We start from the raw sequence: 990 nt of genomic DNA, 5'->3' as shown, positions 1-990 counted from the left end.
CTCGATCGCGGCCTGCAGCGTGGCGACGGCCGGGTCGTCGGGCGTCCCGGCGCCGTCGCCGGCGATGCCGGCTCCGGTGGCTGCGGCGGGCATCGCCGAGGACAGCACCGCGTGCGGGCCGTCCGACCGCAGCCCCACCACGATCGCGACGGTCAGGGCGAGCAGCGTGCCCACCACCAGCCCGCGCGCCGCACCGGGCGAGATCCGCACCCCGAAGGCGTTCACCGCGACGACGGCGAGCACCGCCACCACCGCGATCGTGACCGGCTGGGTGGGCAGCACGTAGGCGCCGAACACCAGCGCCGCGGCCGATCCGGCGGCGGCCCGCGAGGTCACCCGCGCGACCGCCCCGAGCCGTAGTGCGGGGGCGGGCAGGTCACCGCGGGCCAGCTCCGGACCGGCCGGGCGGGCGAGCGACAGGTGCGCGGTCGAGCCGACCACGCCGAGCGCGAGCAGCGCGGCGAGGAGCACCCCGAGCGGGAACCAGGTGCCCGCCGACGCGGCCGCCGGGCCGAGCGCGGCGTACAGCCCGGTACCGAACGTCGCCGAGAGGGCGACGACGACCGCGGTCACGGTCGGGATCCGGTACGGGGGGCGGGGCACCCGTTCACCTTCCCATCCACCCCTGTGCCGCGCGGCGCCGCGGGGGTGTCATTACCATCTCGGTCCGGTCTCGTCGTCCTGCCCGCCACCCGGCTCCCCACCCACCCGGCGGACGGGACGCGTGCACCGGCCACGCAGGGTGAGATCGGGCGATCTGGAGCCACTCGTCCGATACCCACCGTTCCCGTCCGACCCCGAGGAGTGCCACCCGTGCCGATCGACGTCCCGACTCTCCCGCAGACCGCCGCACACAGCGGTGCCGAGCCGGAGGCGGTCGTCGACGCCGTCGTGGTCGGTCTGCACGCCCCCGCGGCCGACGCCGCCGACGGCACCGGCCCGGCGCTGGCCGCGGGCGCCGCCGGCGTCGACACGGCGTTCTCCGGGGAG

General features: G+C 77.7%; 1 pseudogene. It reads right to left on the bottom strand.

From position 1 onward, the window contains the following. A pseudogene (locus tag GTW08_RS30785) lies at nt 1-603 on the bottom strand (hypothetical protein); the annotation flags it as partial. Nucleotides 604-990 lie beyond the last annotated feature (387 nt).

This window comes from Pseudonocardia sp. SID8383 (assembly GCF_009864975.1).
GTDB lineage: Bacteria > Actinomycetota > Actinomycetes > Mycobacteriales > Pseudonocardiaceae > Pseudonocardia > Pseudonocardia alni.
The sequence above is the reverse complement of the archived record's forward strand: the minus strand, read 5'-3'. Positions and strand labels throughout refer to the sequence as shown.